Raw genomic sequence first — 6,476 nt, forward strand, 5'->3', positions numbered from 1 at the left:
GCGCCCCCCTCAACACCCCCTGCCAGTAGGAGAGTCCAGCCGATGACGTCCACGGTGCCCCCCGCCGCCCACGACGAGCACGAGCAGGCCCAGCCCGTCGAGCCGCCGATCACCATGTTCGGCCCGGACTTCCCCTTCGCGTACGACGACTTCCTCGCCCACCCGGCGGGCATCGGCCAGATCCCGGCCACCGGGCACGGCACCGAGGTCGCCGTCATCGGCGGCGGTCTGTCCGGCATCATCGCCGCGTACGAGCTGATGAAGATGGGCCTCAAGCCCGTCGTCTACGAGGCCGACCAGATCGGCGGCCGCCTGCGGACCGTCGGCTTCGAGGGCTGCGATGACGAGCTGACCGCCGAGATGGGCGCGATGCGCTTCCCGCCGTCCTCCACGGCCTTCCAGTACTACATCGACCTGGTGGGCCTGGAGACCAAGCCGTTCCCCAACCCGCTCGCGCCCGACACCCCCTCCACCGTCGTCGACCTCAAGGGCGAGTCGCACTACGCCGAGACGATCGACGACCTGCCGCAGGTCTACCGCGACGTCGCCATCGCGTGGAACGCCTGCCTGGAGGAGGGCGCCGACTTCTCCGACATGAACCGCGCCATGCGCGAGCGCGATGTGCCGCGCATCCGCGAGATCTGGGCGAAGCTCGTCGAGAAGCTCGACAACCAGACCTTCTACGGCTTCCTCTGCGAGTCCGAGGCATTCAAGTCCTTCCGGCACCGCGAGATCTTCGGCCAGGTCGGCTTCGGCACCGGCGGCTGGGACACCGACTTCCCCAACTCCATCCTGGAGATCCTGCGCGTCGTCTACACCGAGGCGGACGACCACCACCGCGGCATCGTCGGCGGCAGCCAGCAGCTTCCGCTGCGCCTGTGGGAGCGCGAGCCGGAGAAGACCGTCCACTGGGCGCCGGGCACCTCGCTGTCCTCGCTGCACGGCGGCGCCCCCCGCCCGGCCGTCACCCGGCTGCACCGCACGGCGGGCAACCGCATCACGGTGACCGACGCGACCGGCGACATCCGCACCTTCCAGGCGGCGATCTTCACCGCGCAGTCCTGGATGCTGCTGTCGAAGATCGAGTGCGATGACTCGCTCTTCCCGATCGACCACTGGACGGCGATCGAGCGCACCCACTACATGGAGTCGTCCAAGCTCTTCGTGCCGGTGGACCGGCCGTTCTGGCTGGACAAGGACGAGGAGACGGGCCGGGACGTCATGTCGATGACGCTCACCGACCGGATGACGCGCGGCACGTACCTGCTGGACAACGGGCCGGACAAGCCCGCCGTCATCTGCCTCTCCTACACCTGGTGCGACGACAGCCTCAAGTGGCTGCCGCTGTCGGCGAACGAGCGCCTGGAGGTCATGCTCAAGTCGCTCGGCGAGATCTACCCCAAGGTCGACATCCGCAAGCACATCATCGGCAACCCGGTGACGGTCTCCTGGGAGAACGAGCCCTACTTCATGGGCGCGTTCAAGGCCAACCTGCCGGGTCACTACCGCTACCAGCGACGGCTGTACACCCACTTCATGCAGGACCGCCTCCCCGAGGACATGCGCGGCATCTTCCTCGCGGGCGACGACATCTCCTGGACGGCCGGCTGGGCCGAGGGCGCCGTCCAGACCGCGCTGAACGCCGTGTGGGGCGTCATGCACCAGTTCGGCGGCGGCACGGACGCCACCAACCCCGGCCCGGGTGACGTCTTCGACGAGATCGCGCCCGTCGAGCTGCCGGAGGACTGAGCCGCTCCACCGCTCCGGCCGCTGGCGCGCGCCCGCCCGTTCGTACGGGGTGGGCGGGCGCGCGTCAGCCCAGCGGGGTGAGCAGACAGCGGCCGACCATGCCGACCCCGGCGTCGACGCGGTCGGTGAACTCCTCGGCCAGCTCGGGCAGGTCGCGTATCGCCCACAGTGCGCGGAACGAGGCCCAGGACGCGTTCCGCGCGGCCTCCAGGGTCCAGGAGCCGACCAGATGGGTCAGGGGATCGGCGACGTCGAGCACGTCCGGGCCCGGCATCAGCTCCTCGCGGATCCGCTCCTCCAGGGCGACGAGCGTCTCGCCGATCCGGTGGAAGTCCCCCTGGAGGGCCTGCGGCTCGACCTCCAGCGCCCGGCAGGTGTCGACGAGCGCCAGCGCCAGGTCATGGCCGATGTGGGCGTTGATCCCCGCCAGCGCGAACTGGAGCGGCCGGACGGCCGGATGGCCGCGCAGCTGGAACAGCGGCCGCCAGCAGGCGGGCTGCCGCCACCCCCGCGCGGCCTGGTCGACGGCGCGCAGATAGCGCTCGGCGAAGCGCACGTCCAGCTCCGTCAGGGCGGTGCGGTCCCGGAAGCCCCCGGCCGCCGCCCGCCGGCCGACCTCCTCGGTGACGGACAGATACACCCGGTTGAAGACGGCCACCCCGTCCCCCGGCGGCAGCGCGGCCTCCAGCGCCCGCATCCGCGCCAGAACCCCCTCGATACCGGCGGGCACCGCCGGCTGTGCCCGCGTCATCGTCATACGCACAGAGTGACAGGCGAACACGGAGCGTAGGCGGGCTGGTCCGATGGTTAACCAGAACGGGTGAACCACGGGGCGCCGCGCCGGAAACCGGCGACGACGCACCGGGCATGTGTCACGCCCCGCCGCGCGCCGGGGCCTCGCCCTCGCCGCCGGGACCCTCGACCGGGTCGTAGCTGCTCGTGCCCTCGTCCAGCAGCGGCTCCTGCGCCTTGAGGTGCGCCGGGGCCAGCGCCCGCAGGACGTGATAGCCGGACAGGACCACGATCGTGCCGAGCGCGATGCCGCCCAGCTCGAAGTTCTCGCCGAACTTCAGGGAGACGCCGCCGATGCCGATGATGACGCCCGCGGCCACCGGCACCAGGTTCAGCGGATTGCGCAGGTCGACCTTGTTGTGGACCCAGATCTGCGCGCCCAGCAGGCCGATCATGCCGTACAGGATGACGGTGATGCCGCCGAGCACCCCGCCCGGGATCGCCGCGACGACGGCCCCGAACTTCGGGCAGACGCCGAAGAGCAGGGCGAAGAAGGCCGCGGCCCAGTAGGCGGCCGTGGAGTAGACCCGGGTGGCCGCCATCACGCCGATGTTCTCGGAGTACGTGGTGTTGGCCGGCCCGCCGACCGCCGTGGAGAGCACCGTTGCCGCGCCGTCCGCCGCGATCGCGGGGCCCAGCTGGTCGTCCAGCCGGTCACCGGTCATCTCGCCGACGGCCTTGACGTGCCCGGCGTTCTCCGCGATCAGCGCGATGACCACCGGCAGCGCCACCAGCGCCGCCGACCAGCCGAAGCTCGGCCCGTGCAGCGACGGCAGGCCGACCCAGTCCGCCTTGGCCACGCCCGACAGGTCCAGCCGCCAGTGGTCGACGGCCTCCGTGCCGCCGTGCACCGAGTGGATCTTGCCGAAGACCCGGTCGGACGCCCAGGACAGCGCGTAGCCGAAGAGCAGGCCCAGGAAGATCGCCACCCGCGACCAGAAGCCCCGCAGGCACACCACCGCGAGCCCCGTGAACAGCATCGTGAACAGCGCCGTCCACTGGTCCTGCGGCCAGTACGTCCGCGCCGTGACCGGTGCCAGGTTGAAGCCGATCAGCATGACCACGGCACCGGTGACCACCGGCGGCATCGCCGCGTGGATGATCCGCGCGCCGAACCGCCGCACCACCAGGCCGGCCAGGAACAGCGCCACGCCCACCACGAGGATCGCGCCGGTGACCGCCGCGCTGTCGCCGCCCTGGGCCCGGATGATCGCCGCGACGCCGACGAAGGAGAGGCTGCACCCCAGATAGCTGGGCACCCGGCCGCGGGTCACCAGCAGGAAGAGCATCGTGGCGATGCCCGACATCATGATCGCGAGATTCGGGTCGAGACCCATCAGGACGGGTGCTACAAAAGATGCGCCAAACATCGCGACCACGTGCTGGGCGCCCAGCCCCGCCGTTCTCGGCCACGAGAGCCGCTCATCCGGTCTGACGACGGCGCCGGGGGCGGGGGTGCGCCCGTCCCCGTGCAGGGTCCAGCGGACGCCCAGGCCCATGACTGCTCCCAAAATGTTCGCGTTGTGATGATCCGGGCCATGCTAAGCGGGCCCGGCGGGTGCTCCCGCGCTCCCGGAGCCCGGTGCCGGGAGCGCGGCACCTCGCCTGGGGTGTTGCTGCGATCGGCGCAATAAACACCTCGTAGGGCTGTATGGCCACGACCGCCGGATGTTTATCGGTTCATGCGAGGTATGCGTCTCGGTGTCCGATTTCCTGCAATTCAGGAGACACACATGCGCAAGCACGTCGGCCGCACCGCGGCCGCCGCGATCATCGCCGCCGCAACCGTCGTTCCGGTCGCCGGGGTCGCTCAGGCCGCGCCGCAGATCGCGTCCGGCAACCAGGTACAGGGCTGGGACGACGACCACGACTGCGACCGCGGCCGGGACCACGGCCGTGACCGCGACAAGGGCCGCGACCGGGACAAGGGCCGCGACCGGGACAAGGGCCGCGACCGCGACAACGGCCGCGACCGCGACCGGGGCCGCGACCGGGACTGCGACCACGACCGCGGCCGTCACCACGACGACTGCGACCACCACGTCCACCACCACATCTACCGGCACGTCTGGACCCACCACAACAACTGGTGGGACTGGGGCGGCATCTGGCTCGGCGGCTGGAAGCACCACAACCACGGCTGGGGCGGCCACAACCGCTGGGGCGGAGGCGGCTGGGACGAGGACTGCGGCGGCGGCCGCTGGGGCGGTGGCCACGGCGGCTGGGGCGAGGAAGGCGGCCGCTGGGGTGGCCGCGGCTGGGACGACTGCGGTGGCGGCAAGTGGGGCCACCACGACCGCTGGGGCGGCGAGGACTGCAACCGCGGCTGGGGCGGCCACGGCGGCGGCCACGGCGGCTGGTGATCTGACCCCTCGCGCCTGAACAGTCCCCCTCCACCGCGGGCCGTCGCCGCACCCCTCCGGGGTACGGCGCACGGCCCGCGGCGGCGTGCGGCGCCGCCGCTCTAGCGGCGCTCGACGGCCGGGGCCGCCCGGCCGGCCGGCGCCGCGCGGACCGGGGTACGCAGCACGCCCGCGCCCGCCACCAGCCCCGCGGCCCCCGCCGTCACCAGGACGAAGGACACCGTGAGCGAGGTGGCGTTCGCGATCTGCCCGATGACCGCCGGCGCCACCAGCCCCGAGGTGTAGGTGATGGTGGCCACGCCCGCTATCGCCTGACTGGGCTCGGGCCCGCTGTGCCCCGCCGCCGCGAAGGCCAGCGGCACGACGACCGCGATGCCCAGCCCCAGCAGGCCGAACCCGGCGATGACCGGCACCGCCGAACCCCCGGCGACCACCAGCACCCCGCCGGCCGTCGCCAGCGCGCCCCCGGCCCGTACGGTGCGCACCGGCCCGAAGCGCCGCACCGCCGCGTCGCCCGCCAGCCGGGCCACCGCCATCGTGCAGGCGAAGGCCGTGGTGCAGCCCGCCGCGACCCCCGCGCCGGAACCGACGACGTCCCGCAGATAGACCGCCGACCAGTCCAGGCTCGCGCCCTCCGCGAAGACGGCGCAGAACCCCACCGCCCCGATGGCCAGCGCCGAACGCGGCGGCAACGCGAAGCGCGGCGGCGGATTCTCCTCCGGCCGGGCCCGCAGATCCAGCACCCAGTGGCAGACGACAGCGCCCAGCAGGACCAGGACGCCGGCCGCCAGCCCCAGATGGACCCGGGCGTCCGTACCGGCGTGCGCGGCGACCGTGCCCGCCGCTGAACCGGCGAGCGCCCCAGCGCTCCACATTCCGTGCAGCCCGGACATGATCGACCGCCCCAGCCGCTCCTCGGTGCGCACGCCCAGGGCGTTCATGGCGACGTCCGCCATCCCGGACGTCGCCCCGTACACCGCCAGCGCCGCGCAGAACGTGATCATTCCGGGGGCGACGGCGGGCAGGACCAGCGAGGCGCACCACAGGACGAGCAGGGCGCGCAGCGCGGTCCGTGAGCCGTAGCGATGACTTATCCGCCCGGCGAGCGGCATCGCGAGCGACGCGCCGATCGCGGGCAGGGCGAGCGCCAGACCGAGCCGGCCGGAGCCGATGCCGAGGTGGTCCTGGAACCAGGGGACGCGGGTGGCGAAACTGCCGGTGACCGCGCCGTGCACGGCGAAGACCGCCGCCATCGCGACCCTGGCCCGGCGCACCGCCGCGTGTTCCGTGCTGCTGCCGTCCATACGACCCCTCCTCGGCATCGGCCCGTTGTCCGGGCCTCAGTCCACCATCAGCAGGTGCCGAGGTCCTGCCATACGCCCCATTGGCCGGTGGTCCCGGGCTCCTCGCCCTTGGTCCACCACTTGGCCTTCCAGCTGTGGGACTTCCAGGAGACGGTGGCCCCGCCGTTGTAGGCGGTCGCCGCGTCCCAGGCGGGGGCCGCGCAGGTGCCGCCCGTCGGGGTGGCGGTGGGTGTGCCCGTCGGAGTGCCGGTCGGGGTCGCCGTGGGGG

General features: G+C 72.6%; 6 protein-coding genes. 2 read left to right on the forward strand and 4 right to left on the reverse strand.

The features are described 5' to 3' along the window. Positions 1 to 42 precede the first annotated feature (42 nt). Entirely contained in the window at positions 43 to 1,749 is a 1,707-nt protein-coding gene (locus K6I33_RS29595; RefSeq protein ID WP_229357619.1) for an NAD(P)/FAD-dependent oxidoreductase, read from the forward strand. Positions 1,750 to 1,813: 64 nt separating this feature from the next. Here the strand turns inward: K6I33_RS29595 and K6I33_RS29600 are convergent, their stop codons facing one another. Together K6I33_RS29600 and K6I33_RS29605 are read right to left on the reverse strand one after the other, a co-directional pair. Continuing rightward, a complete protein-coding gene (locus tag K6I33_RS29600) occupies positions 1,814 to 2,506 on the reverse strand; it encodes a DUF5995 family protein (RefSeq protein ID WP_229357620.1) in 693 nt (230 codons plus the stop codon). Positions 2,507 to 2,621: 115 nt separating this feature from the next. Further along, positions 2,622 to 4,040, reverse strand: a complete 1,419-nt coding sequence (locus K6I33_RS29605) for a uracil-xanthine permease family protein (RefSeq protein WP_229357621.1) — start codon at positions 4,038 to 4,040, stop codon at positions 2,622 to 2,624. A gap of 234 nt (positions 4,041 to 4,274) precedes the next feature. Here K6I33_RS29605 and K6I33_RS29610 point away from each other — a divergent pair, with 234 nt between their 5' ends. After that, entirely contained in the window at positions 4,275 to 4,904 is a 630-nt protein-coding gene (locus K6I33_RS29610) for a hypothetical protein (protein ID WP_229357622.1), read from the forward strand. A 101-nt stretch (positions 4,905 to 5,005) separates the two neighbouring features. On the opposite strand, the gene K6I33_RS29615 is transcribed toward K6I33_RS29610, so the two are convergent. Both K6I33_RS29615 and K6I33_RS29620 read right to left on the reverse strand, forming a co-directional pair. Next, positions 5,006 to 6,208 (reverse strand): MFS transporter, encoded by a 1,203-nt coding sequence (locus K6I33_RS29615; RefSeq protein WP_229357623.1) that lies wholly within the window; start codon positions 6,206 to 6,208, stop codon positions 5,006 to 5,008. A gap of 47 nt (positions 6,209 to 6,255) precedes the next feature. Further along, a partial coding sequence (locus tag K6I33_RS29620; RefSeq protein WP_229357624.1) for a carbohydrate-binding protein occupies positions 6,256 to 6,476 on the reverse strand: 221 nt, incomplete at its 5' end.

It is taken from the genome of Streptomyces sp. UNOB3_S3, assembly GCF_020740895.1.
In the GTDB taxonomy this organism is placed as follows: domain Bacteria; phylum Actinomycetota; class Actinomycetes; order Streptomycetales; family Streptomycetaceae; genus Streptomyces.